Source organism: Hymenobacter glacieicola, assembly GCF_014640315.1.
Taxonomy (GTDB): domain Bacteria; phylum Bacteroidota; class Bacteroidia; order Cytophagales; family Hymenobacteraceae; genus Hymenobacter; species Hymenobacter glacieicola.
Window position 1 is genome coordinate 1 of record NZ_BMGS01000028.1, and the last position, 896, is coordinate 896.

2 protein-coding genes are annotated in these 896 nt (G+C 69.4%); both read right to left on the bottom strand.

Annotation, left to right across the window (positions count from 1 at the left end; genetic code table 11):
- A partial coding sequence (locus IEW18_RS21550; protein WP_229728906.1) for an IS630 family transposase occupies positions 1-522 on the bottom strand: 522 nt, incomplete at its 3' end.
- Positions 523-538: 16 nt separating this feature from the next.
- On the bottom strand, positions 539-896 hold a 358-nt coding region (locus IEW18_RS21555; protein ID WP_229728908.1), incomplete at its 5' end, for a transposase.

Below are 896 nucleotides of genomic sequence, written 5' to 3' on the forward strand. Positions count from 1 at the left end.
GCTGGAAATCCAGTCCACTGCCGTTTGGATAGCCACCTCCAGCGCTTCGCGGGTGCGGGCCTGGGCTTGTCGCAGCTTGGTTTTGAGCTTGCTCCAGGCCTGCTCGACCGGGGTGAAATCAGGCGAGTACGGCGGCAGGAAAAGCACCTCGACGCCGCGCCGGGCCAATTCTTGCTGCAAGCCACCGAGCTTGTGCACGGGCAGGTTGTCCAGGACCAGCACATCGCCGCGCCGTAGCTGCGGGCCCAGCACCCGGGCCACGTAGAAGGCGAAGCTACGCTGATTCAAGGCCCCGTCCAGCAGTTGCACGGCTTTCAGCCCGCGTACGCCCAACGCCCCAAGCAACGTGACGGCCTGCCCACGCCTGAGCGGCACCGCGCCGCTGACCCGCCGGCCGCCTCGTGCCCGCGCGTAGCGGCGCGTATAATCCAAGCGCAGGCCCGTTTCATCCAGAAAGTAGAACCGATGCACGTCCGAGCGTTTGGCTACCGCCTCGACGTGCTGGCGGCGCAGTTCCCGCACCCGCTCGGTGTCCCGCTCAGTAGCGTGCAGGCTTTTTTTTGCGGCGCAGTCCCTGCTCGTCCACCACGCGCCACACCACGCCGATGCTCACACGCCGCCCCGTTTCGGCCTGCAGCGCGTCGCGCAACTCGGCCAGCGTCGCGTCCGGCTGCCGCCCCACCTGGGCCACCAGCCACGCCTGCGCGGCCGCGTCCAGGCACCGCGGCGGGCCGCCCCGCCCGGGCAACGCCGCCACCGACCCGGTTTGCCGCTGCCGCCGCACGAGCTTGCCGACAAACGCCAGGCTCACACAAAAGCGGGCGGCTACTTGTGCCTGCCGGGCCCCCGGCTCGGTCAGCGCCTGCGCCACGCGTTGGCGCAAATCCATGGAATAC